The organism is Arthrobacter oryzae (genome assembly GCF_003634095.1).
Taxonomy (GTDB): Bacteria; Actinomycetota; Actinomycetes; order Actinomycetales; family Micrococcaceae; genus Arthrobacter; species Arthrobacter oryzae.
On sequence record NZ_RBIR01000003.1, the window covers coordinates 363,210 to 385,815 of the forward strand.

The following is a 22,606-nucleotide window of genomic DNA, read 5'->3' on the forward strand; positions in this document are numbered from 1 at the left end:
GCTACCGCCGGGCTTTGCCGGCAAAGCCTTCCCCTTCAGATCCTTCCCCGCAGGGTCCTTCTCGGTGGGGCCCTTCCGCGCCGGATCCCGCCGACAACCTGGCCGGCGCGTCGCCGTGGTCCGGCACGGGCAGCCGCTCGCCGCCGCGGAGGGCGGACTCGTGCGCCACGATCCCCGGGAGGGTGTAGCGGGCGGCTTCCCAGGCATTGACGGGCGGGAGCGTGCCGGTGTCAACGGCGGTGGCGAAGTCATCCACCAGGAAGTGATGGCTGCCCTCGTGCCCGTTGTGAAGTCCGCGGAACTCGGCGGGGAGCCGGCCGGCGTCGTGCACGGCGGCCAGCCCGGAGCTGAACGCGTCCCGCAGGGCAGGTGCGACACCGGCCAGCGCCGGATCGTCGGCGCCGAGCGTGGCCGCGGTGGCCAGTTCGGCGCTGACGTCGGTCACGGACTCCTTGTCCTGCCACACGCTGACGGTGGCCAGCTGCTCGAAGCTGGCGTCGGTGCCGAAGTACCGGAAGCGGCTTTCGCGCAGGTGGGAGGGGTAGCCGACGCGGCGCATCTCGTTAATGCGCATGGACCCGCCGGTGGAGAGCTCGAACAGCGCGGTGGCATTGGAGAAGTCGTTGCCGAACATGCTGACGTCCTTGTCGAACACGCCGTCGCCGCGGTCGTCGGGGACGCCAATGCAGCTGACGCTGACGGCATGGCCGCCGATCGCGCCCAGCACGCCGCCGGTGGAGTGGGTCGGGTACAGCATCGGCGGGTAGCTGGCGGTGCGCTTCCAGTCCTCCCCGCCGCTGTACTGGTAGGCCTCGTAGAAGCCGAGATCCATATCGTGGACGTAGTCGCCCTCGGCATAGAAGATGCGGCCGAAGGCGCCTTCGGCCTTGCGCTTGCGGGCATAGACGGTGGCCGGGTTGTAGTAGCTTGTCTCGCCCATCATGTAGGTCAGGCCCGTCTCCCGGACGGCGTCGATGATCCGGGCGATTTCGTCCTCGGTGACGGCCATCGGCACTGCCGAGTACACATGCTTGCCCGCCCGGAGCGCCTGGAGCACCAGCGGTCCGTGCGTCCAGCGCTGGGTGAAGATCGCCACGGCGTCGAGGCCGCCGTCGAGCATGGCCTCGAAGCTGGGATAGGTCCCGGCCAGGCCGAGCCGGGCCCGGAGGGCCTCGGCCCGTTCCGGGAGGACGTCGGTGACATGGACCTCAGAAATCGCGGGATGGGCGTCGAAGAGTTTGGCGAAGGCGCCTGCGAACTGCCCGGCGCCAACAATGCCTAGTGAGAACGTCATGCACGCAAGTTTCACATCCGTTTCTACTCGAGTCAATACCTGATGGTGAGCGAAATTTTTCCGCCCGGAAACATAAAAGAAATGGTTGCGCATTAGAAAGTTACTCGTGTAGATTCAAGCCTCAGTTGTAATCCACGTCACAGCATCCACGTAACTGCGGAGGAACCACCAATGACCACCACAACTGCCCGCGGAGCCGTTCCGGCCCGCAAGGCGAGCGGCACGGGACCGGGCAGCGCTGCCCCCCGCGCCCGGCGCCGACCCCGCAGCGACCTGAGGGTCGCCCTCTTCTTCATCGCCCCGGCCATGCTCGGCTTCGTGGTCTTCTACCTGGTGCCGAGCATCCGGGGCCTCTACCTGAGCTTCACCGAATACAACATCCTCGGCACACCGAAGTGGATCGGCGGCGCCAACTACGCGGCCATCGCCAAGGACCCGCTGTTCTGGAACGCGCTGGGCGTCACCACCGAGTACGTGCTGATCAACATCGTGCTGCAGACGGCGCTGGCCCTCGGCCTGGCCCTCCTGATGCACCGGGTCGCCAAGTCGACCTTTATCCGCGGCAGCCTGCTGCTGCCCTACCTGATGGCCAACGTCATCGCCGCGCTCCTGTGGTTCTGGCTGCTGGACTACCAGATCGGCATCGTCAACAACCTCATCGACGCCATGGGACTGCCCCGGATCGCCTTCTTCGGCAACGAGGAATGGGCCATCCCCACCCAGGCCCTGATTAATACCTGGCGCCACATGGGCTACACGGCCCTGTTGATTTTCGCCGGCCTCCAGGCCATCCCGCAGCACCTGTACGAGGTCGCCAACCTGGACGGCGCCTCACCCTTCCAGACCTTCCGGAAGATCACCATGCCGCTGCTCCGGCCCGTCATCGTGCTGGTCCTGGTGGTCACCGTCATCGGCTCGTTCCAGGTCTTCGACACCGTCGCCGTCACCACCCAGGGCGGCCCGATCAACGCCAGCCGCGTCCTGCAGTACTACATCTATCAGCGTGCCTTCACGGAATCCGACTTCGGTTACGGCTCGGCCCTCGCTGTCATCCTCTTCGTCATCCTCGCCTTGGTGGCCTTCATCCAGATGAAGTTCCTCAGGGGCAACGAGTCGGACCTGGACTAAGGAGTCCCAGCATGACTACTGCCACATCAGCCATTCCCGCCCGGTCACGCCGCCTCAACTGGCGCCGCGCCGGAGCCTGGGCCCTCGTGGTCCTTGCGGTCGCGGTCTCGATACTGCCCTTCTACTGGGTGCTCCGGACGTCGCTGTCATCCAACAGCGCACTGGCTTCCAACGCCTCCAACCTCTTGCCGGCCGACTTCAACCTCGGCGCGTACAAGCGGGTCTTCGGCCTCCAGACGGCCCAGGAGTCCATGGCGGAGGGCGGCTCCGGGGCCAAGATCGATTTCTGGATCTACCTGCGCAACACCGTCATCTTCTCCGCGGTCACCACCGCCGGCGCGGTCTTCTTCAGCTCCATGGCCGCCTATGCCTTCTCCCGGCTGCGCTGGCGGGGCCGGAACGCCGTCTTCAGCCTCTTCCTGGCCACCATGATGGTGCCGCCGATCTTCACCGCCCTGCCCAACTTCCTGCTCATCAAGAACCTCGGCCTCCTGAACACCATGCTTGGCATGGTGCTGCCCTACCTCTTCATGACCCCGTTCGCGATCTTCTTCCTGCGGCAGTTCTTCCTGAACATGTCCCGCGAAGTCGAGGAGGCGGCCATGCTCGACGGCGCCAAGCACCTGCGCATCTTCTTCCAGATTGTGCTGCCCAACGCCGCGGCACCGATCGCCACCCTGGCGCTTCTGACGTTCATCGGGCAGTGGAATGAATACTTCTGGCCGCTGCTGGTCGGCAACCAGGACAACGTCCGCGTGCTCACTGTCGGCCTGGGCGTCTTCAAGTCCCAGTCACCCCAGGGTGCGCCGGACTGGTCCGGCCTCATGGCCGCCACCCTCATCTCTGCCCTGCCGGTCCTTCTGCTCTTCGTCGCCTTCGGCAAGAGGATCGTCAACTCCATCGGCTTCTCCGGAATCAAGTAAGCCCCACCCAGAAACCCCGTGCTGGACGTTTCAGCCGCGCCCCATCCCAAAAGACACCATCCCAAAGACACCATCCCGAAAAACAGAGTCCCGAAAGGACCCCCATGTACACGAAAGCAACCGGCAAGAAAGCAGTCGGCGCCCTCGCCGCCGCGGCCGCCGCTGTCCTCGCCCTCTCCGCCTGCGGAAGCGGCGGAGGCGCCTCGGGCGAGGAAGCCAAGGGCGAGATCAGCTACTGGCTTTGGGACGCCAATCAGCTTCCGGCCTACCAGCAGTGCGCTGATAACTTCCACACAGCCAATCCGGACATCACCGTCAAGATCACCCAGCGCGGCTGGGACGATTACTGGAGCACCCTGACGAACGGGTTCGTCGCCGGCACCGCCCCGGACGTCTTCACCGACCACCTCGCCAAGTACCCCGAATTCGCCAAGACCGGCCAGCTCCTGGCCCTGGACGACGCCGTCGCCAATGACCACGTCGACGTCACCAAGTACAACAAGGGCCTGGCCGACCTCTGGGTGGGCGAGGACGGCAAGCGCTACGGTCTCCCGAAGGACTGGGACACGATCTCCCTGTTCTACAACAAGAAGCTCACCGGCGCCGCCGGCGTCACCGATAGCCAGATGAAGGCGCTGACCTGGAACCCGCAGGACGGCGGCACTTATGAAAAGGCGATCGCGCACCTGACCGTCGACAAGAACGGCAAGCGCGGGGACGAGCCCGGCTTCGACAAGACGAACGTGGCCGTCTACGGCCTCGGCCTGAACAGCTCAGGCTCCGGCCAGGGCCAGACCGAGTGGAGCTACCTAACCGGCACCACCGGGTGGACGCACACGGACAAGAACCCGTGGGGCACACACTTCAACTACGACGACCCCAAGTTCCAGGCGTCCATCGCCTGGTTCGCCAGCCTGTCAGAAAAGGGCTACATGCCCAAGCTGGAGACCACCGTGGGTGCGAGCATGGCGGACACCTTCGCCGCCGGTAAATCGGTGATCAACGCCCACGGTTCATGGATGATCGGCCAGTACACGGGCTACAAGGGAGTCAATGTCGGAATTGCCCCGACCCCCACCGGCCCCGACGGCAAGCGCGCCTCCATGTTCAACGGTCTGGCCGACTCCGTCTGGGCCGGCACAAAGAAGCCCGCCGCCGCCGTGAAGTTCGCCGAGTACCTGGGCTCCGCCGCCTGCCAGGACGTCGTGGCCTCCAAGGCCGTGGTGTTCCCCGCCATCAAATCCTCCTCGGACAAGGCTGAGGCCGCCTTCAAGGCCAAGGGCGTCGACGTCACCCCCTTCACCCAGCAAGTCAAGGAGGACACCACCTTCCTGTTCCCCATCGCGGACAAGGCGGCCAAGGTGGACGGCATCATGAAGCCGGCCATGGATGCCGTGGTCTCGGGCAAGCAGCCGGCCAGTTCCCTCTCCCAGGCCAACGACCAGGTCAACTCCCTTTTCAACAAATAGGCCCGTTCAACAAATAGACCTGGTCAGCAAATAGACCTGTTCGGCAAGTAAGCCCCTGGAGCCGCAGCCGACCGCAACGGCGGCGCCCGGTGCGCGGGATCCCCATCCCGGATCCCGCGCACCAGCACCTGACTTCCGCACTACTGAAAGCGAATCCCCATGCACCCCGTGCACCTGCGTTCTGCCGGCACCAGCCTCCTGCTGGCTTTCGACTCCGGCGAAGCCGAGATCGTCCATTGGGGCGCCGACCTCGGCGACCACCTCCCCGATCTGGCGATCATCCGCGGGCCGGTCACTCACTCCGCCCTCGACATCCCGGTCACCGCCGGGCTGCTCCCGCAGGCCTCCTCCGGCTGGGCCGGGCGGCCCGGGCTGCGCGGGCACCGGAGCGCCGACGGCCTCCCGGGTCGGGACTTCTCGCCGGCCCTGCGGGTGGTTTCCGCCGAGGTGCTCGACGGCGGCCGCGGGGTCATCATCATCCACCGGGACGCCGACGCCGGTCTCGAGGTCCGCTCCGAGCTCACCCTTCACCCGGGCGGCCTGCTGGAGCTGGCGCACACGCTCACCAATAGCGGCACGGCCGCCTACCAGCTCGAGGAACTGGCCTCGGTATTGCCGGTGCCCCGGGACGCCACGGAACTGCTCGACCTCACCGGACGCTGGTGCCGCGAAAAGCACCCGCAGCGGCACGCCATCCAGCAGGGCACCTGGGTCCGCACCGGCAGGCACGGCCGCACCGGCCACGACTCGTCACTGCTTGTGGCCGCCGGGACCGCGGGCTTCTCCAACCGCGGCGGCCAGGTCTGGGCCACGCATTTCGGCTGGAGCGGCAACCACGAGCAATACCTCGACAGCCTTAGCAACGGCCGGAGCATGCTCGGCGCCGCGGAGCTGCTCGGCTCCGGCGAAGTGGTGCTCCAGCCCGGCACAAGCTACCGGACGCCGCCGCTCTTCGCCGCCTACTCCGGCCGCGGCCTGGACGGCATCACCGAGGCCTTCTATGACTGGTTCCGGGCCCGGCCGCAGCACGTGGACACCACATCCGGGCGCGTACGCCCGGTGGTGCTCAACACGTGGGAGGCCGTGTATTTTGACCACCGCCTCGAACCCCTGCTCGAATTGGCCGATGCGGCCGCCGGGCTCGGCGTCGAACGCTTTGTCCTGGACGATGGCTGGTTCCGCGGCCGCCGAGACGACCACGCGGGCCTCGGCGACTGGTACGTCGACGAGGGCCTGTGGCCCGACGGCCTCACCCCGCTGATCGAGGCCGTCACCGGCCACGGCATGGAATTCGGCCTGTGGGTGGAGCCGGAGATGGTCAACCTGGACTCCGACGTCGCCCGCGAGCACCCGGACTGGGTGGTCGGCCCGTCAGCGCTCTCCTACAAGGACGGCGGCCGGCTCCCGCACACGTGGCGCCATCAGCATGTCCTGGACCTCGCCAACCCGGAGGCCTGGCAGTACATCTACGACCGCCTCGACGCCCTGCTGCGCGAGAACACCATCAGCTACCTCAAGTGGGACCAGAACCGCGACCTCACCGAGCACGGCCGCGGCGGCCGCCCGTCCGTCCACGACCAGACACTCGCCGCCTACCGTCTCTTCGACGCGCTCAAGGCAGCCCACCCGAACGTGGAGATCGAAAGCTGCTCCTCCGGCGGGGGTCGGGTGGATCTCGGCATCCTGCAGCGCACCGACCGGGTCTGGGCCTCGGACTGCAACGACGCGCTGGAACGCCAGACCATCCAGCGATGGACCCAGGCAGTTCTTCCCCCCGAACTCGTCGGAGCGCACATCGGCCCCACCACCTCGCACACCACGGCCCGCACCCACGACATCTCCTTCCGCGCCATCACGGCCCTCTTCGGCCATTTCGGCATGGAATGGGACATCCGCGCCGCCACGGACGAGGAGCGGGCCACGCTGAGCCGGGCAATCGCGCTCTACAAGCGCCACCGCGCACTGATCCACTCTGGCAAGCGCGTGAACGCCGACACCGCCGAGCCCACCCTGAGTGTCCACGGTGTGGTGGCGCACGACGCCGGCGAGGCCCTGTTCGCGGCCGTGTCCCTGGCGTCCGCCCCGGCCGAGGTCCCCGGACTGGCCTCGCTGCCGGGCCTTGACCCGAAGCGCACCTACCGAGTCCGGGCGGAGCTGCCGACACCCCTCGACGGCGATTACGCGCACACTTTCACCCAGGTCCAGCCGCCCGCCTGGCTGGAAGACGGAGCCGTCGCGTCCGGCGCCTTCCTCCAGCATGTCGGCCTGCCCCTTCCGGCCCTGAACCCGGAGCACGCCCTGCTTCTGCACGTCCAGGCCGTCTGACCGCTGACTTCGGACCGGCATAGCCTGTCCCCATCCCTGAAGGAATCGCCATGACCAGCATCCTTGGCCGCGTTGACGCCCCGGCGTCGGTGTCCGCGGTGACCAGCACGCGCCTCGCCGACGGGCGCGAGCTCCTGTATTTTGACGACACCGCACACCCCCTGCGACGCCCGTCCAGGGACCGCCGGGAGCTTCCCGAACGCGGCCCGTCCGGAGAAATCCGGTACGACGCGCTGACCGGGGAATGGGTGGCGGTCGCCGCGCACCGGCAGCACAGGACGCACCTGCCGCCGGCGGACGAGTGCCCGCTGTGCCCGAGCACCGACGCGCGGCCGTCGGAGATCCCGGCCGCGGACTACGACGTCGCCGTGTTCGAAAATCGCTTCCCCTCGCTCGGTCCGGACTTCGCCGCGGCCCCGGCCGCGCCGGGCTGGGGCAGCCGCGGGCTGGCTGGCGGCCGGTGCGAGGTGGTGGCCTTCACGCCCGAGCACACGGGGACGTTCGCCGCGCTCAGCACCAGGCGTGTGCGCACCGTGATCGATGCCTGGGCGCACCGGACGGAGGCGCTCAGCGCCCTGCCCGGCGTGGCACAGGTGTTCTGCTTCGAAAACCGCGGCCAGGACATCGGCGTGACCCTGCATCACCCGCACGGCCAGATCTACGCCTACCCGTATGTCACGCCCCGGGCCGCGGTAATGGCCGCGGCCGCCGGGCGGTTCCATGAGGCAGCGGGCGGGACGGCCACCCTGACCGGGAGCATCGTGGCCAGTGAACGGGCCGACGGCGACCGGATGGTGATGGAGGGCGAGTTCTTTAGCGCCTACGTGCCGTTCGCCGCGCGCTGGCCGCTGGAAATCCATCTGGTGCCGCACCGCCAGGTTCCGGACCTGGCGGCGTTGACCGGCGCCGAACGTGACGAGCTCGCCGTCCTCTATCCGGACCTGCTGGGCAGGCTCGACGCACTCTATGGCAGCCCGACGCCGTACATCAGCGCCTGGCACCAGGCACCCCTTGACCCGGTGCTCCGCCGGTCCGGGAACCTGCACCTGCAGCTCACCTCGCCCCGGCGGGCCGCGGACAAACTCAAGTTCCTGGCCGGCTCCGAGGCCGCCATGGGCGCCTTCATCAATGACACCACCCCCGAAGAGGTCGCGGCCCGGCTCCGCGACGCCAGGACAGGAACGGCATGACCACCACCGACACCACAGGAACGGCCCTGGCGGACGCGCCGGCCAGCGCCTTCGCCGAACACTTCGGCCGCGACGCCGACGGCGTGTGGCAGGCGCCGGGGCGGGTCAACCTGATCGGCGAGCACACCGACTACAACGACGGCCTCGTCCTGCCGTTCGCCATCAACCGCACCACCACCGTGGCCGTGGCGGCCCGGGCGGACCGCACCGTGCGGCTAATGTCATCCTTCGGCGACGCGGAAGCGGTGGCCTTCGAGCTCGACACGTTCACCCCGGACCAGGCGGCCGGCTGGTCCGCGTACCCGGCCGGTGTGGCGTGGGAGCTGGAACGCGCCGGCATCACGGTCCCGGGTTTTGACCTGTTCGTGTCCTCCAACGTCCCGGTCGGGGCCGGGCTGTCCTCCTCCGCCGCCCTGGAATGCGCCGTCGCCCTGGCGCTGTCCGACCTCACGGGGGCCGGCCTGGCCCGCGCAGACCTGGCGGCCATCGGGCGGCGCGCCGAAAACAACGTGGTCGGCGCCCCCACCGGCATCATGGACCAGTCCGCCTCGATGCTCGGCACCAAAGATTGCGCCGTCTACCTGGACTGCCGCGATCTCACCTCCCGCCCGGTGCCGCTCGGTTTGGAGGAGTCCGGACTGGTCTGCCTCGTGATCGACACGAAGGTCTCGCACGCCCACGCCACCGGCGGGTACGCCGACCGCCGGTCCGCCTGCCTCCGGGGCGCCCGGGCCATGGGCGTCGGCGCCCTCCGCGACCTCGCGGCCGCCGACCTGCCCCGGGCCGAGCGCCTCCTGGACGACGTGACCTTCCGCCGGGTCCGGCACATCGTCACGGAGAACGACCGGGTCGCCCGGACCGCGGATCTGCTCGCAGCCCGCGGGCCGCTGGCCATCGGGGAACTGCTGGACGCCAGCCACCGCTCCATGCGGGACGACTTCGAGATCTCCTGCCCTGAACTGAACCTCGCTGTTGACACGGCCCGCGCCAACGGGGCCATCGGAGCCCGGATGACAGGCGGTGGGTTCGGCGGGTCCGCCATCGCCCTGGTTCCTGCGGACGACGCCGATCGGGTCCGGTCGGCGGTCCTTGCCGGCTTCGCCGGACGGGGGCTGCGGACACCGGACGTCTTCGCGGTGCTGCCGGCGGAGGGGGCTCGGCGGCTGTGATCAGCGCCCCTAACGGGTGCCTTCGGACGCCCGGCCGTGCAGCGCGGCCGCAGCCCAGACGGACACCAGCAGCGCCACGAGCAACAGACCGGCGTCGCCCAGGTCCACGGACCCGAGCCAGCTGGTCAGCGGATCGTCAAGACCGAACACCTCATGCGCGGTACCGCCCAGGGTGATAACCGCAATGAAGAGGGCGGACACCGCAGAAATGCCGGTAATGACCGCGTTGAAGCCGAGTTTGCGCCGCGGATCCGTCAGGGCGGAGCGGTACATGCGCATCATCGCCACGCCGTTGATGGTGTCGCACAGCGTCATGGCGGCAGCGAAGGCCAGCGGAAGCGCCAGCAGGGCGAGCGGGGAAACGCCGGCCAGCGAGGCCGCCGTCGCCATGACCAACAGCCCGATCGTGGTGGCGGTATCGAAGCCCAGCCCGAACAGGAACCCGATCACGTAGATGTTCCGGGGATGTTGGACCCGGGCCAGCGGACGCGCGAGCAGCCGGGCCACGAATCCCTGCGTGGCCAGGTCCTCGTGCGAGATCGTGGCACCGTTGCGCGCCTCGCGGTAGAACGTGAGCGTGCGGACGAAGGCGGCGCCGTTGAAGGCGCCCATGGCCAGCAGGAACAGCCCCGACACCCCGCTGCCGATGATGCCGAGCAGCAGGTTTCCTGGCGTCCCCTCGGCCATGAGACTCCCCACCAGTGAAGCACCCGCCACCACAAGCACCCCGGCCAGGATCACCACGGAACTATGGCCCAGGCTAAACGCGAAGCCCACGCTCACCGGATGGCGGTGCTCGGCCGCGAACTTACGCGTGGAATTGTCGATCGCGGCGAGGTGATCCCAGTCGTAGCTGTGCTTCACGCCCGCAAAATATGCGGTCAGCACAAGTCCGATGGTCAGCGGTTGTCCGCCCCCGGCCGCCCCAACAGCCAGGAGCACGACGGTGGCAGCGTGCAGTGCGGCCACCGCACCGAAGGTCACCAGCAGCCGCGTCTTCAGCGGCAGGTGCGCCCGCTCACGGTAGAGCCTGTGCAGCGCTGTCATCTGTTCCATGGTGGCCGTTAGTACTTCCTCAGGTCCAGGGGATCCTGCCCATACCAGCGCTTTCGCAGCAGTGCGCTGGCTGCCCCCAGAACCCGCCTGAGTTCCTCCGTGCTGTCTGAGAGCGACCTCAGCACTAGCCCGGCCGTACCCAGCATGGCGGCCGTGAGCGAAATCCCGGTATGGGCGCCGAAACCGGCAGTGCTCGCGTGCAGCTCGTCAGCCAGGGCCTGGTCCACCCGCGGGTCCACCACCATCAGCGACCCCAGGTGGCTGAAGCCCTCCATGAACGCCATGCCGGTGACATCGCCCAGCGGCGGGCGGATGAGCACATTGTCCAGGGCCAGCAGCCCGCTCTCACCCGCACCCGAGTCCCCGGACTCGACCCGTACCTCGGTCCGCAGCCGCAGCTCCTCGTACCGGAACGAGGCCCCGTCCGGGGACCACCCCGGGGTAACAATTTCAGTCATGATGAGGCTCGACGTCGGCCGCACCGTGACGTGCGTGTTCTGCCGGTAGCTGGCCTCCCGGTAGGCGATCACCTGATCCGGGGCGAGCTCCACCCGGGCCCGGTCCCCCAGCCGCAACCGCATCCGCTGCTCGGCAAACGACCCCGGAGTCCGGTAGATCTTGGTGGCCGACTGCGTGGCAAGCAGCAACTTCGCCCCGTCCGCCACCTCCACATCAATCACATAGAGGTCAGCCCCCAAATATGCCCCGCCAGGATTGACCAGCACATAGCAAACCTGCCCGGAATCATCCAGATAATGCGGCCTCAAAACCCTCAAGGCCCCGCGATGGAACTGGTGCGTGGCCACCGAGCGTCCCCCACGCTCAGCGACAAGAAGCTCAAGGTGACCCATCACGGGCCGATCAGCGGACGCGGGTGAGACAACCGCCTGAGACTGAACGGCCGCCGTCGTGCTCATGGCGCCAGGTCGAGCATCAGAACGTCGCGCCGCACCCAGTCGATGACGCGCTCCAGCCCTTCGTCGGTTTTGAGGTTCGTGAAGCAGAACGGCTTCTCGCCCCGGAATTCCTTGGAGTCCCGCTCCATCACGGCGAGGTCCGCGCCGACGTGCGGCGCGAGGTCGGTCTTGTTAATGATGAAGAGGTCGGACTTGATCATGCCCTGGCCGGCCTTGCGGGGTATCTTCTCGCCCTGGGCCACGTCGATGATGTAGATCGAGAAGTCCACCAGCTCGGGGCTGAAGGTGGCGGAGAGGTTGTCGCCGCCGGATTCCACGAAGATCACCTGCAGGTCCGGATGCCGCTTCTTCAGTTCCTCGATGGCCGCGGTGTTCATGGAGGTGTCCTCGCGGATGGCGGTGTGCGGGCAGCCGCCGGTTTCGACGCCGATGATCCTGTCGATCGGGAGGATCCCGTTGGCAGCCAGGATTTTCGCGTCTTCGATCGTGTAGATGTCGTTGGTGATGGCCGCCATGGAGATCTCCCGGCTCATGTGGCGGGTGAGCCGTTCGACGAGCTGGGTCTTGCCGGCCCCCACCGGGCCGCCGATGCCGATCTTGATGGGTTCAGACATATTCTTCTCCAGACATATTTCTCGTGGTCAGCTCATGAACATGCGGGCGCGCTGGCGTTCGTGCCGCATCTGCGAAATCTCGAGTCCGGGGCTGACGGCCCCAAAGTCGTCGGGTGTGAGGTGGCCGGCCCGCTCGGCCGCGGCAGCGACGCAGTCGGCCGCCTTCCGCAGGATCCGCTGGCCGGCGTTCTGTCCCAGCGGGATCGCCCGGACAGCGTTCTGTGTCAGCGAGGTGACCGTGGCGAACAGGTAGGCGGCCAGGGCGTCGCCCAGCGGGACCCCCAGGGACCGTGCGACGACGCCGAACGCCAGCGGCTGGTGGCTGGCGGCCCGGCCGGAATTCACCAGCTCCCGGTATTGCGCCAGCTCCGTGGACGGAAAGATCTCGGCGCCGATCTCCAGAAGCCGGCCGCCCATCTTGATGCTGGCCTCGCGCAGCTGCCGGGGCAGCAACTGGGCCGTCACCAGGGCATCCAGTTCAGCAACAGGAGCACCCTCATACAGGAACCGGATAGCGAGGGCATCCGAATAGGTCAGTTGCTGGGAAATGAACGCCCCCAGCCACACCCCAAACGATTCCTCATCGTGCACCAGCCCGCGCTCAATGTAACCCTCAAACCCCAGGGAGTGAGCAAACGCCCCGGTAGGCAAAGCGGAATCCGTCAACTGCTGCAAAGCCAACTGGTAAGTCATGGTCACCTCCCCCGAAAAGCGATCCTGCAAGCCGCCGACCCGGAATTTGGGGCCGCGGCGTGGCGGGCACCGCGAAGCGGGCACGGCCCCAATTCCGGGGCGGTGCCCCAGCCTTCTCGGCAGGGGCTAGTGCGAGTGTTCGGCATGGCGGAAGGGGACGGGCATCACGCGCTCCTGGCGGTCGTAGGGCGCTCCGACGTGTTTGAGATAGTCCTCCACGGTGTGGTCGTACTGGCAGACCATCACCTCGGCCCCGTACTCCGAGGCGGCGTCGAAGAACTGGGCCTGCAGGTGCCGGTTGCCCAGGGAGTGCGCCACCACCCCCATCTCGTGGATCGAGCGCGGGGCGATCACCAGGACGTCGGTGGGCAGCACCGAGACCACGATCATGTTGGTTTCGGCCACGTGCAGGATGTCGCCGTCGCGCAGGTCCCCGGAACCGGCGGGGAGGCGGATGCCGAGTTCCTTCCCGTGGTCGGTGGTGACGCGCTGGATGCGTTTGACCAGCTGGGCACTGGGCAGCACCACCCTTTCCCGGTGGAGCCCGAAATACGGGTCCGGCCCGGGCGGAAGGTCGTGGGTGTTGCCGAGGACCTTGTCGATGATCATGGTCGTCTCCTCCGGAGGCCTAGAAAAGGAAGTACCGCTGCGCCATGGGCAGCACGTCTGACGGTTCGCACGTGACGTCCTCGCCGTCGACGCGCACCTGATACGTCTCCGGGTCCACCTCGATGTCCGGGGTGGCGTCGTTGTACTTCAGGTCCGCTTTGGTGAGGCTTCTGATGCCGGACACCGGCCGGATCACCTTCTCCAGGCCGAGCTCTGCCGGGACCCCGGCGTCGATGGCCGCCTGGGACAGGAACGTGATGGAGGACTGCTGCAGCGCCTTGCCGTAGGCGGCGAACATCGGCCGCATGGTGCGCGGCTGCGGGGTGGGAATGGAGGCGTTGGCGTCGCCCATGAGGGCGTAGGCGATCTGGCCGCCCTTGAGCACAAGCTCAGGCTTGACCCCGAAGAACGCCGGGTCCCAGAGCACCAGATCGGCAAACTTGCCGACCTCCACCGAGCCGATCGAGTCAGCCATGCCCTGTGCGATGGCCGGGTTGATCGTGTATTTCGCCACGTAGCGCTTCAACCGGAAATTGTCGCTGTCCGCGCCCAGACCCGAGGCAGCGCCGTGCACACCCCCGCCGGGGTCCTTCAGAACTCCGCGCTGCTTCTTCATCTTGTCCGCCACCTGCCAGGTGCGGATGATCACCTCGCCCACCCGGCCCATGGCCTGGGAGTCCGAAGACGTGATAGCGAAGACGCCCAGGTCCTGCAGGACGTCCTCGGCGGCGATGGTCTCGGCCCGGATGCGGGAGTCCGCGAACGCCACGTCCTCCGGGATGTCCGGGTTCAGGTGGTGGCACACCATGAGCATGTCAAGGTGCTCTTCGATGGTGTTGCGCGTGTACGGCAGAGTGGGGTTGGTGGACGCCGGCAGCACGTTGGGCAGCCCGGCGATCTTGATGATGTCCGGGGCGTGGCCGCCGCCGGCACCCTCGGTATGGAAGGTGTGGATGACGCGGCCGTCGATGGCCCGGATGGTGTCCTCCACGAAGCCGCACTCGTTCAGGGTGTCGGTGTGGATGGCCACCTGGACGTCGTATTGGTCCGCGACCTTCAGCGAGGTGTCGATCGAGGAGGTCGTGGAGCCCCAGTCCTCATGGACCTTCAGCCCGATTGCGCCGGCAAGGATCTGCTCGGCCAGGGGTTCGACGGCGGAAGCGTGCCCCTTGCCGAACAGGCCGATATTGATGGGCAGCCCTTCGGCGGCCTGCAGCATGCGCTGGATGTGCCATTTTCCGGGGGTGATTGTGGTGGCCTTCGTGCCTTCAGCAGGGCCGGTGCCTCCGCCCACCATCGTGGTCACGCCGCTGCACAGGGCGGTGGGAACCTGGTCCGGGGAGATGAAATGGATGTGCGAGTCCACCCCGCCGGCCGTCAGGATTTTCCGCTCGCCCGCAATGATCTCGGTGCTCGCGCCGATCACGATGTCCACGCCGTCGGTAATCTGCGGGTTGCCCGCCTTGCCGATCCGGAAGATGTGGCCGTCCCGGAGCGCGACGTCGGCCTTGTAGATGCCGGTGTAGTCCAGTACCACCACGTTGGTGATCACGGTGTCCGGCACGGCGCCCCACTGGGCGTCACCGTCCCGGGTCAGCTGGCCGTTCTGGCCCATGCCGTCGCGGATCACCTTGCCGCCGCCGAACACCACTTCCTCGCCGTAGACGGTGAGGTCCTTCTCGATCTCGAGGAACAGATCGGTGTCTGCCAGGCGGATGGCGTCGCCCGTCGTCGGGCCGTAGAGGTCCGCGTACTGCCTCCGGGACAATTCGAAACTCACTGTGAATCCCCGTTCCGCTCGGCAACGTGGACTTCGGAAACATGCAGGCGGGTCTCGAGTGTGCCGTTGACCGCGTTGCTCAGTCCGTAGACTTCGCGGCGGCCCGCGAGCTCGATCAGCCTCACGGTCCTGCTGTCCCCGGGTTCGAACCGGGCCGCGGTCCCGGCGGGAATGTCCAGGCGGCGGCCATAGGCAGCCTGCCGGTCGAACTGCAGCGCGGGGTTCGCCTCGGCAAAGTGGTAGTGCGAGCCCACCTGGACGGGCCGGTCGCCGGTGTTGGTCACCGCGACGTCGACGGCCTCGCGGCCGGCATTGATCACCAGCGGTGAGGTGCCGAGAACGTATTCTCCGGGAATCATCGGGGCTCTCCTAACGGATGGGATCGTGGACGGTGACGAGCTTGGTGCCGTCCGGGAAGGTGGCCTCGACCTGGACGTCGTGGATCATTTCCGGCACGCCCTCCATGACGTCCTCGCGGCCGAGGAGGGTGGTTCCGTAACTCATGAGCTCCGCCACGGTCCGGCCGTCCCGGGCGCCCTCGATCAGTTCGTAACTGATGACGGCCACGGCCTCCGGAAAGTTCAGCTTCAGTCCGCGGGCCTGGCGCCGCCGGGCGAGGTCCGCGGCGACCACGATCATGAGCTTTTCCTGCTCACGGGGCAAAAGGTGCATGACGGAATCCCTTCAGGAACCAGCCGGCCGGCGGACCGCAGAGGCTGCGGTGTGACCAGCGTAAGCCCGTGAGGTTTCCTGCAGGTTTCCGGCACCGGTGGAGCGCATCCAAGTCTCCTAACCGGGGATCCGCCAGCGGGCCTGGAACTCCGGGTGGTCGGCGTACGGCAGGGCCAGGGTGTTCAGGGACAGCGTGGTCCATTCGATGACGTCCGGCACCCATCCCGCGTCAGCGGGTTCCTGGCTGACCAGCGCCGCCAGCACGGACTGGCGGGCCGATTCGATGATGCCAATGAGCCGGCGTTTGGCCTCGCACTCGCGAAGCAAGCGGCGTTCGTACCATTCTCCGGAAACCGCCAGCGTGGGGTCGCCGAGCAGCTTCAGGGCCGCGGCTTCGTCTTCTCTAATTCGTGCAGTCAGGAACTCGACGATGTCCACGATCCGAGCCTATGCGCGCCGGCGCCCGGACGGCTATGCCCAACGATGGATATGGAAGCGGCGTGCTCTGCGGGGACGGCGTCACGCAGAGCAAAGTCTTGGCAGACTCACCGAGGCACTAAGGCGGATTTCCGGCGTCGAACGCCCTGACGGCGGCCGAAAGCCTGCCGTGCGTGACGTCCCGGTCCGCGGTTGACCACACAGTGGTATCCGCGTGAAAACCCGCCCTTAGCGCTTCCCCTTCTTCCGGGATCCCTTGCCGCGGCCCTTGTCCGGGTTCGGCGCATAGCGCTGGGCCACCTTGGGTTTCTTGACTGCCGGGCCGCGGCGGTCCGGTTTGGGCTCGCGTTTAGGTTTCTCCTGCTGCGCCGAAGGCTGGCGGGAGCTCGCCGCAGTGCGGCCGCGGACAATTCCGATGAACTCCTCGATCACCTCGTCCGTCGCGTCGCTGCGCCACGCCACGGCGATCTCCGTCGCGGGCGCGCCGGTGAGCTTCCTCGCCACGGTGTCCTTGACATTGAAGTGACGTGCCACGGACATCGGCAGGATCACCAGTCCGGCGCCCGAGGCCACAATCTGCAGGGCCATCGCGGAGCCGCCGAGCTCGTCCACGTCGAGGAAGGTCTCCTTGGAGAGGTCCGCCAGGTCCACTTCCTCAAACACCGAGATCTCGTGTCCCTTGGGCGCCACCACCACGGGCTGTTCCTCATAGAGGGGAATAACGCTCAACCCTTCGCGTTCCACCGGCAGCCGGACGAAGCTCAGGTCCGCGGAACCGTCGCGGAGCACGGCGAGCTGTGCGCCGTCGTCGGACATAAAGGAGGTCAACGGAACATCGGGCATCCGTTCCTCCCAGCGCCGGATCCATTTTCCGGGCGTCACGCCGGCGACATACGCGAAGCGCAGCTCCCGCACTGCTGCTTCGGCGGGGACGACGGCGGTTTCGTCGGGGGTCTGGGGTTTTTCATCGGCTGCGGACACATGTTCACAGTACCGCCCGGGCTGGCGCAGAGCTTAGTGCCGGTGCCCAGTCAGGCTCTGGCCGGATACCCTTGAAGCATGACCTCTGCAAACTCCCAGTCCATGAAGCCGGCCACCGTTGCCAAGAAGCTTGGCATCTACCTGCCCGCAACGCCCCAGGAGTTCCAGGATTCGGTCATCACCCGCGCCGATTTCGCCGAGCTCCAGGCCAACCCGCCGGAGTGGCTCGCAGAACTGCGCCGCAACGGCCCGCACCCCCGCCCGGTGGTCGCGCAGAAGCTCAACGTCTCCATCAGCGGCCTTGCCCGCGGCGGTGTTGAGGAAGCCCTGACGACGGCGGAAATCACCGCGCTGCTGCAGGCTCCCCCCGCCTGGCTGGTCGCCGAGCGCTCCACTCACGCCGCCGTCCGTGCGGAGGCCCAGCGGGTCAAGGACGAGGCCGCCAAGAAGGATGCCAAGAAGGACCGCGCCCGGGCCGAATAGCGGCACGCGCTTCCTTTCGCCCCTCTGTCCCGCGCCTATTTTCATCCCGCGAACGCAGGACTATGCTCGCGAAAGTCGGGGCCGCCGGCCCGATCCCCCTAATCCCAGTTCACCAGCCACCGGCGGAACATCGGGAAGGAATGGGCCATGGCCTTCAGGATCGGATATTTCGTCGGGAGCCTTTCGAGTACGTCAATCAATCGCATCCTGTCCAGGGCCCTGATCCGGCTTGCACCCGCGGGTCTGGAGTTCACGGAAATCCCCATCAGGGACCTGCCGTTGTACAGCCCGGATTTTGATGCCGCCTATCCGCCCGAAGGCCAGGCTCTCAAGGATGCCGTCGCCGCTTCCGACGGCATCCTGTTCGTCTCGCCCGAGTACAACCGCTCCATCCCCGGAGCGCTCAAGAACGCCATCGACTGGGGATCCCGGCCCTGGGGCACCAACTCCTTCGCCCGCAAGCCCACCGGAATTATCGGCGCGTCCCCCGGGGGCATCGGCACGGCGGTGATGCAGTCCTCGTTCCGCAGCGTGCTGAGCTTCCTCGATGCGCCGCAGCTCAACGCGCCGGAGGCGTACATCCGCTTCGTCCCGGAGATCTACGGCGAGGACGGCGAGGTCAAAGACGAAGCGACGGCGAAGCTGCTGCGCCACTACATGGAGGAGTACGGCTCCTTCGTGGAGCGGGTTCTGGCCGCCAACGCCCCCGGCCATATCGGCGACGAGCACCCGGACAAGGACAAAGTCAGCCGCTAAGCCCCTTGCCCGGCGCAGCAGGCCTGCCGCTAGTCCTGGTGCAGCTGCACGAAGTTCCCGCAGCCGTCATCCATCACCACGGCGGTCCCGCCGGGGCCCTCGGACGGTTCGCCCTGGAACATCACGCCCTTGGCCGACAGCCGGGCATATTCTGCACGCACGTCCGGCACACCAAACACGATCGCCGGAATTCCGGCGTCGTGCAGGGCGTTCATGTAGGCCGCCCCGATCGGGTTGTCGCTGGGCTCCAGCAGCAGCCCGGCACCGCCGGAACCGTCCGGATCCTTGATGATGTAGAGGTTGTGTTCCGGCATGGCCATCAGGGTTTCGAAACCCAGGATGCCGGTGTAAAACTCATGGGCCGAGGCTGGATCTTTGACATGGACGCTGCACATCTTAATTCGCATGGGCCCTAGGCTACGCCGGGCGGAACCCTGAAGGAACCGCGCGACAGCCGCCGCGCCGCCGTCCGCGGGCACGCCGTCCGGGGTCCGGGGTCCGGGTTAGCGGGGCAACGGCCAGGGCCCGACGGCCATTGACGGCCCAGCCGCCAGGGATTCCAATGGAACTAGCGGAACAGCGCCCGCCCGGGACCGTTCCGGGGAGGTGTGCCATGACGTCGCTCTCACAATCCGGTGCCCTCGCGGCCTGGCAGTTCCTGGCCCTCGCAATCCTGGTGGCCGGGGCGGCATCCATCGCGGCCTTCCTCGCCCGGAAGCATCTGGCAAACGACGCCGGCCCTTCGGGTGGCGCAGACGGCGCCTTCTGGGATGCCTTCGCCGGGCTCGCCGTCATTGTGCCCGCCGTCGTCGTGGCGTCCTTCACCTGGGCCTGGGCCGGCCTGGCACTCACTGTGCTGGCGGCCGGGGCGGCCCTGGCGGCGTTTGCCGCCGCCCCGCGGCTGCTCCGCCGGCAGGAAAACCGCCGGGCCGGCCGGACTACTCAGATCATGAATGAGGCCGCGGCTGTGCGGCACAAGGAGGCCCTCGCCCGGTGGCAGCGCTACGAACTCGATCCCGGCTACTCGATTGACTATCCCGCCATGAGCGATCCCCGGCAGCCGGAAACGGCTGCCCTGATCCGGGCCATCAAAGCTGCCGGGCGTCCCGGCGGCGGCACGGACCCCGCCTCGGCCGACCCCGCCTACGCCTCGGCCGTGGACCGGCTGGAACAGGCCCTGGCTGCCGCGGAGCGTGCGGCCGGAGTCAGCCCCGCGGGGCTGTCCGGACCGGACCGCGCGCACAGCTGATTCCCGGAAGTGCTGTCCTCAGCAGTTTCCGGCAACCCGGAAGGAAGCATCATGACTGACATCACGATCATCGGCAGCGGCAACATGGCACGGGCGATCGGCACTCGGGCCGTCGCCGCCGGCCGTTCCGTCCAAATCCTGGACCGGACGCCGGAGAATGCCGCCAAGCTCGCTGCTGAACTTGGCGGCACCTCCAGCTCCGGCGGTCTAAGGGAGGTCCCCGAGGGCGACATCGTGGTCCTGGCTCTCTATTTCGGGCCCGCCAAGGAGGTCGCCACGCATTTCGGCGACACGCTGGGCGGAAAGACCGTGGTGGAGATCAGTAATCCGATCGACACCGAAACGTTTGACTCGCTGGTGGTCGGTCCAGGCACGTCAGCCGCCGAGGAAATCGCCGCATTGCTGCCGGGCGCACGGGTGGTGAAAGCCTTCAACACCACGTTCGCCGGCCCCCTCGCCGCCGGGACCGCGGGGGGCATGCCGCTGGATGTTTTCATCGCCTCGGACTCCGAACAGGCCCGGAACGAGGTCGCGGCATTCGCCGAGGCCGCCGGGCTGCGTCCGCTCCAAGTCGGCGGCCTGCGCCATGCCCGTGAACTCGAGGGCTTCCAGCTGTTGATCATGGCCCTGCAGGTCAACCCCGCGTATCCAAACTTCAACTGGGGCACGGCCCTGAAGATCATCGACTAGGAGCGGCCCGCCCCCGCCGGGCCGGCTCAGCGCCCTACAGCTCTACTGTCGCGCTTTCGCCGACGCTCATCCGGCTGTTGGTGACCTTGGACTTGATCCACTGCAGCACCGTGGCCGCTGTGCCGCCCGGGCTGGTCCAGTACTCGGCGGAGTCCGAACTGACGTGGAGCAGGACCACTTCCGGGGTGTCCGGACCGTCCGGGAACCAGGCCTCCACCACGGGGTTCCACATGTCGTGGATCAGCCGCCGGTCAGCCACCACTTCAGCGGTTCCCGCCACCGAGACCCACTCGGTGCGCTGGCCGAAGGAGACATTCACGGCCGGGTTCGCGCGGATGTGGGCCACCTGCGAGGTGGTCGCCGACGTAAAGAACCACATGTCGCCGTCGTCCTTGACCTCCTGGACGGCCAGCGGCCGGCTAACCAGCGCGCCGGCCTCGTTGATGGTGGTGAACATTCCGATGTGCGAATCGTTGATGATGTCCGTGACTTTGCTGATGCTTTCGGCATCCGACATGCTCTCACCTCGTTCTTGGTCAAACGGAGGAAGGTCCCCCTCCGGACAGCCTATTGGTAAGTGTGCTTACTTTCCAATGGCTGCCGGGCGGGGACCTTCCCGGGACCGGCCTCTGACTCAATTCCCGCGGGAGAGCACCGTGCCCTTGAAGAACTCCGGGCGGACTTTGGCCATGACCAGCATGAGCACCACGCCCAGCAGGATAACGCCCATGCCGAGGATAAAGACCAGACCCAGACCGCCGATGGACGAACCGGAACCGTACTGCGGATCCATGGAGTCATAAGCGGTCTTGACAAACATGACCAGCAGGATGACCCCGCCCAGGAGGGGCGCGAGGAACTTGAAGAAGAACGCGTGCGCCCCAGTGAATGCCTGTGCGCGGAAGAACCAGACACAGGCCAACGCGGTGATGCCGTAGTAGAAGCAGATCATCATCCCCAGCGCCGTGATGGTGTCCCACAGCGCATTCTCCGACGTCGTGCGGGTAATGACGTAAAACGCGGCCGCGGCCGCAGCCGAGGCGATCGTGGCATAGCTAGGCGACTTGTACGTGGGACTGATCTGGCTGAACTTCTGCGGCAGGGCCTTGTAGTGACCCATGGAGAGCAGGGTGCGCGCCGGTGAGACGAACGTGGACTGCAGTGACGCGGCCGAGCTGCTCAGGATGGCCAGGGACATCAGGATGGCGAACGGGCCCATTACCGGGCCGGCGAGGACCGCGAAGATGCTGCCTTGGTTTTCCGGGTTGCCGGCCCCAAGCCCGGTGTCGCCGACGCCGGCGTAGGACAGCGTGGCCAGGGCAACGGTCATGTAGATGATCACGATGACCAGCACGGTGACCGTGGCGGCACGGCCCGGGGTCTTCTCCGGATTCTTGGTCTCCTCGTTCATGGTCAGCGTGACGTCCCAGCCCCAGTAGATGAAGATGGACAGCGACACGCCGGCGGCGAAAGCGGAGAAGGATCCCACGGCGAACGGGTTGAACCAGTCCGGGGATATTGCAGTGGCGTCAAACGCGGTGCCGTTGGCGACGTGGCTGAAGGCGGCCACCGCAAACCAGCCAAGAACCAGCAACTGGAAGCCCACGAGCACGTACTGGACGGTCTTAGTGGTTTCCATGCCGCGGTAGGAGATCCAGCACGCGAGGGTGATGAACACCAGCGTGGTGGCGATGTTCAGCGGCAGATTTTTGGTGAGGTCGGCGAGGTCCGGATTGCCGAAGATCTGCCCCAGCATGAGGTAGAAGAAGTCCACAGCCACGGCGGCCAGATTCGACAGCACGATGATCGTCGCGGCAATCAGCCCCCACCCGCCCATCCAGCCAATCCATGGGCCAAAGGCCCGCGAGGCCCAGGTGAAGGAGGTGCCGGCGTCGGGCATGGCGTTGTTCAGCTCGCGGTAGCCGAACGCCACCAGCAGCATGGGGATAAAGCCCACCAGGAAGACCGCCGGCAGCTGAACGCCGACCTCGGCCACGGTGGGGCCCAAGGCCGCCGTCAGGGTGTAGGCCGGGGCAATACAGGAAACGCCGATGACGACGGCGCCGATCAGCCCCACCGACCCTGCCTTCAAGCCCTTTTCGCTCAGCCCGTGGTGGTTCTCGCCGTGCTCGCCCTTATGCGGTCCGGCGTGGGAGGTCTTCGACATCCC

General features: G+C 67.2%; 24 protein-coding genes. 10 read left to right on the forward strand and 14 right to left on the reverse strand.

Annotation, left to right across the window (positions count from 1 at the left end; all coding sequences use genetic code 11):
- Position 1: 1 nt before the first annotated feature.
- On the reverse strand, positions 2 to 1,294 hold the full coding sequence (locus C8D78_RS09315; protein WP_120952768.1) for a Gfo/Idh/MocA family protein: 1,293 nt from the start codon (positions 1,292 to 1,294) through the stop codon (positions 2 to 4).
- Positions 1,295 to 1,465: 171 nt separating this feature from the next.
- On the opposite strand from C8D78_RS09315, the gene C8D78_RS09320 reads away from it, so the two are divergent.
- The 6 genes from C8D78_RS09320 to galK all read left to right on the forward strand — a co-directional run bounded on the left by C8D78_RS09320 (position 1,466) and on the right by galK (position 9,498).
- Positions 1,466 to 2,422 carry a carbohydrate ABC transporter permease gene (locus tag C8D78_RS09320; protein WP_120952771.1) on the forward strand — a complete coding sequence of 319 codons (957 nt, stop codon included), beginning with the start codon at positions 1,466 to 1,468 and terminating at the stop codon, positions 2,420 to 2,422.
- A gap of 11 nt (positions 2,423 to 2,433) precedes the next feature.
- Entirely contained in the window at positions 2,434 to 3,345 is a 912-nt protein-coding gene (locus C8D78_RS09325) for a carbohydrate ABC transporter permease (protein ID WP_120952774.1), read from the forward strand.
- 104 nt (positions 3,346 to 3,449) lie between these two features.
- Entirely contained in the window at positions 3,450 to 4,814 is a 1,365-nt protein-coding gene (locus C8D78_RS09330; RefSeq protein ID WP_120952777.1) for an ABC transporter substrate-binding protein, read from the forward strand.
- Between the two features lie 159 nt (positions 4,815 to 4,973).
- The gene (locus tag C8D78_RS09335) at positions 4,974 to 7,139 is read left to right on the forward strand and encodes an alpha-galactosidase (RefSeq protein WP_120952780.1); all 2,166 of its coding nucleotides are present in this window, start codon (positions 4,974 to 4,976) and stop codon (positions 7,137 to 7,139) included.
- A gap of 50 nt (positions 7,140 to 7,189) precedes the next feature.
- Positions 7,190 to 8,329, forward strand: a complete 1,140-nt coding sequence (galT, locus tag C8D78_RS09340) for a galactose-1-phosphate uridylyltransferase (RefSeq protein WP_120952783.1) — start codon at positions 7,190 to 7,192, stop codon at positions 8,327 to 8,329.
- Positions 8,326 to 9,498, forward strand: a complete 1,173-nt coding sequence (gene galK, locus C8D78_RS09345) for a galactokinase (RefSeq protein WP_120952786.1) — start codon at positions 8,326 to 8,328, stop codon at positions 9,496 to 9,498. The genes galT and galK overlap by 4 nt, the downstream gene beginning before the upstream one ends.
- 9 nt (positions 9,499 to 9,507) lie before the next feature.
- On the opposite strand, the gene C8D78_RS09350 is transcribed toward galK, so the two are convergent.
- The 10 genes from C8D78_RS09350 to C8D78_RS09395 all read right to left on the reverse strand — a co-directional run bounded on the left by C8D78_RS09350 (position 9,508) and on the right by C8D78_RS09395 (position 17,258).
- Entirely contained in the window at positions 9,508 to 10,545 is a 1,038-nt protein-coding gene (locus C8D78_RS09350) for a HoxN/HupN/NixA family nickel/cobalt transporter (protein ID WP_120953296.1), read from the reverse strand.
- Between the two features lie 17 nt (positions 10,546 to 10,562).
- Complete coding sequence (locus C8D78_RS09355) at positions 10,563 to 11,471, reverse strand: urease accessory protein UreD (RefSeq protein WP_425266680.1); 909 nt, start codon at positions 11,469 to 11,471, stop codon at positions 10,563 to 10,565.
- Positions 11,468 to 12,085 carry an urease accessory protein UreG gene (gene ureG / locus C8D78_RS09360; protein ID WP_120952789.1) on the reverse strand — a complete coding sequence of 206 codons (618 nt, stop codon included), beginning with the start codon at positions 12,083 to 12,085 and terminating at the stop codon, positions 11,468 to 11,470. Before ureG ends, C8D78_RS09355 begins: the two co-directional genes overlap by 4 nt.
- A gap of 27 nt (positions 12,086 to 12,112) precedes the next feature.
- Complete coding sequence (locus tag C8D78_RS09365) at positions 12,113 to 12,778, reverse strand: urease accessory protein UreF (RefSeq protein WP_120952792.1); 666 nt, start codon at positions 12,776 to 12,778, stop codon at positions 12,113 to 12,115.
- Positions 12,779 to 12,904: 126 nt separating this feature from the next.
- Positions 12,905 to 13,387, reverse strand: a complete 483-nt coding sequence (gene ureE / locus C8D78_RS09370) for an urease accessory protein UreE (protein ID WP_120952795.1) — start codon at positions 13,385 to 13,387, stop codon at positions 12,905 to 12,907.
- 19 nt (positions 13,388 to 13,406) lie between these two features.
- Positions 13,407 to 15,167: an urease subunit alpha gene (gene ureC / locus C8D78_RS09375; RefSeq protein ID WP_120952798.1), complete on the reverse strand. Its 1,761-nt coding sequence runs from the start codon at positions 15,165 to 15,167 to the stop codon at positions 13,407 to 13,409.
- On the reverse strand, positions 15,164 to 15,526 hold the full coding sequence (locus C8D78_RS09380) for an urease subunit beta (RefSeq protein ID WP_120952801.1): 363 nt from the start codon (positions 15,524 to 15,526) through the stop codon (positions 15,164 to 15,166). Before C8D78_RS09380 ends, ureC begins: the two co-directional genes overlap by 4 nt.
- A 10-nt stretch (positions 15,527 to 15,536) precedes the next feature.
- Positions 15,537 to 15,839, reverse strand: a complete 303-nt coding sequence (locus C8D78_RS09385) for an urease subunit gamma (RefSeq protein ID WP_120952804.1) — start codon at positions 15,837 to 15,839, stop codon at positions 15,537 to 15,539.
- A gap of 117 nt (positions 15,840 to 15,956) precedes the next feature.
- The gene (locus tag C8D78_RS09390; protein WP_120952807.1) at positions 15,957 to 16,277 is read right to left on the reverse strand and encodes a DUF6221 family protein; all 321 of its coding nucleotides are present in this window, start codon (positions 16,275 to 16,277) and stop codon (positions 15,957 to 15,959) included.
- A 228-nt stretch (positions 16,278 to 16,505) separates the two neighbouring features.
- Entirely contained in the window at positions 16,506 to 17,258 is a 753-nt protein-coding gene (locus tag C8D78_RS09395) for a LysR family substrate-binding domain-containing protein (protein ID WP_244208324.1), read from the reverse strand.
- A gap of 78 nt (positions 17,259 to 17,336) precedes the next feature.
- Here C8D78_RS09395 and C8D78_RS09400 point away from each other — a divergent pair, with 78 nt between their 5' ends.
- Positions 17,337 to 17,741 (forward strand): DUF5997 family protein, encoded by a 405-nt coding sequence (locus C8D78_RS09400; RefSeq protein ID WP_120952810.1) that lies wholly within the window; start codon positions 17,337 to 17,339, stop codon positions 17,739 to 17,741.
- A gap of 147 nt (positions 17,742 to 17,888) precedes the next feature.
- Complete coding sequence (locus C8D78_RS09405; protein ID WP_120952813.1) at positions 17,889 to 18,497, forward strand: NADPH-dependent FMN reductase; 609 nt, start codon at positions 17,889 to 17,891, stop codon at positions 18,495 to 18,497.
- 29 nt (positions 18,498 to 18,526) lie between these two features.
- Here the strand turns inward: C8D78_RS09405 and C8D78_RS09410 are convergent, their stop codons facing one another.
- Positions 18,527 to 18,904, reverse strand: a complete 378-nt coding sequence (locus C8D78_RS09410; protein WP_120952816.1) for a VOC family protein — start codon at positions 18,902 to 18,904, stop codon at positions 18,527 to 18,529.
- Between the two features lie 206 nt (positions 18,905 to 19,110).
- On the opposite strand from C8D78_RS09410, the gene C8D78_RS09415 reads away from it, so the two are divergent.
- Both C8D78_RS09415 and C8D78_RS09420 read left to right on the forward strand, forming a co-directional pair.
- A complete protein-coding gene (locus C8D78_RS09415; RefSeq protein ID WP_120952819.1) occupies positions 19,111 to 19,746 on the forward strand; it encodes a hypothetical protein in 636 nt (211 codons plus the stop codon).
- A 51-nt stretch (positions 19,747 to 19,797) separates the two neighbouring features.
- Positions 19,798 to 20,436 carry an NADPH-dependent F420 reductase gene (locus tag C8D78_RS09420; protein WP_120952822.1) on the forward strand — a complete coding sequence of 213 codons (639 nt, stop codon included), beginning with the start codon at positions 19,798 to 19,800 and terminating at the stop codon, positions 20,434 to 20,436.
- 34 nt (positions 20,437 to 20,470) lie between these two features.
- Here the strand turns inward: C8D78_RS09420 and C8D78_RS09425 are convergent, their stop codons facing one another.
- Positions 20,471 to 20,953: a pyridoxamine 5'-phosphate oxidase family protein gene (locus tag C8D78_RS09425; RefSeq protein WP_120952825.1), complete on the reverse strand. Its 483-nt coding sequence runs from the start codon at positions 20,951 to 20,953 to the stop codon at positions 20,471 to 20,473.
- 117 nt (positions 20,954 to 21,070) lie between these two features.
- Positions 21,071 to 22,603, reverse strand: coding sequence for an APC family permease (locus C8D78_RS09430; protein ID WP_120953305.1), 1,533 nt, complete (start codon positions 22,601 to 22,603; stop codon positions 21,071 to 21,073).
- Positions 22,604 to 22,606 lie beyond the last annotated feature (3 nt).